General features: G+C 74.8%; 1 protein-coding gene and 1 pseudogene. Both read left to right on the top strand.

Annotation, left to right across the window (positions count from 1 at the left end; all coding sequences use genetic code 11):
* Positions 1-74: 74 nt before the first annotated feature.
* Complete coding sequence (locus DZF91_RS23625) at positions 75-782, top strand: class I SAM-dependent methyltransferase (RefSeq protein WP_117359529.1); 708 nt, start codon at positions 75-77, stop codon at positions 780-782.
* Between the two features lie 141 nt (positions 783-923).
* Positions 924-1256: pseudogene (locus DZF91_RS23630) on the top strand (hypothetical protein); the annotation flags it as partial.

Genomic DNA, 1256 nt, shown 5'->3' on the forward strand with positions numbered 1-1256 from the left:
CGCCGCGTCCCCCGGGCCCGGCGCGCCGCGGGCGCGGGCACTGCGGGCCGGGCTTCGTCTATAGGCTGGGTCCGATGAAGATCTCGGATGTGGTGGCCTTCGTCGGGCACCAGGTGCACGTGTGCCGGTACCGCGAGGCGGGGACGCTCCTCGACTGGATGGGCGACGACCTGCGCGGCCGGAAGGTCCTCGACGTCGCGGGCGGCGACGGGTACTGGGCCGGGCGGACCCGCAGGCGCGGGGCCTACGCCGTCTCGATCGACCTCGCGCGCGGAAAGATGGAGTACGGCCGGACGCTGGCGGACCCGCCCGCGCTGGTCGAGTGCGACGCGCTGAAGCTCCCGTTCCAGGACGGCTCGTTCGACGCGATCCTGTCGGTCTGCGCGATCGAGCACTTCGACGACGGCGGGAGGTCGCTGGACGAGATGGCCCGGGTGCTGAAGCCGGGCGGGCAGGTCTTCATGTCCGCCGACGTGCTCAGCCGCGCGGACGCCTGGCCGAAGCTGCGCGACGCGCACAAGGCCAAGTACCACGTCCAGCACACCTACACGCACGAGTCGCTGGCGAAGCTGATGGACGAGCGCGGCCTCGACCTCGTCCGGCACTCCTACCAGTTCCGGACGGCGGCGGCCGAGCGGCTGTACCTGTCGCTGTCGGCGTACGGCGGCCGGGTCGGCTTCAACGCCGCCGCGCCGCTCGCGCCGCTGGTGGCCGCCGCGGACGCCAAGGCCCCCAACGACCGCGGCAGCATCGTCCTCGTCCAGGCGCGCAAGCGCGGCTGATCCCGGCCCGGGATGGGCCGCCGGTGTGTCGAGGCCGGTGTTTCAAAGGCGGTGTGTCAAAGGCGGAGGAAACCGCCAGGAGGCCCCCGAGCGGCGTAGGCTCGAAGCGTCAAGGGTGATCTACGTCACGGGGGTGGGATCATGCCGGGCGAGCGCATCCCGGGCGAGGACCTGCCGGACGGGCCACCGCAGGACGGCCCCGGACCGCGGAGGACCGCGGAACCGCAGCCCCTCGCCGCACCGCACGGCGCCGCCGAACCGCAGGCCGCCGCCGTGGAACCGCGGGGTGGGGAGCGGTCGCCGCGGATCCTGCTGGACGCCACCGCCGTGCCCGCCGACCGGGGCGCGCTGAGCCGCTACGTCGAGGGCCTGCTGCGGGCGCTGCACGGCCTCGGCGCCGACCTGGTGGTCGCGTGCCAGCGGGTCGAGCGGGAGCGGTACGCGGCGCTCGCGCCGGGCGCGCGCGTGGTGACC

The organism is Actinomadura logoneensis (assembly GCF_003428695.1).
Taxonomy (GTDB): domain Bacteria; phylum Actinomycetota; class Actinomycetes; order Streptosporangiales; family Streptosporangiaceae; genus Spirillospora; species Spirillospora logoneensis.

Coding starts and splice junctions, on each gene's coding strand:
- DZF91_RS23625 (WP_117359529.1), top strand. CDS start 75: ATGAAGATCTCGGATGTGGTGGCCTTCGTCGGGCACCAGGTGCACGTG.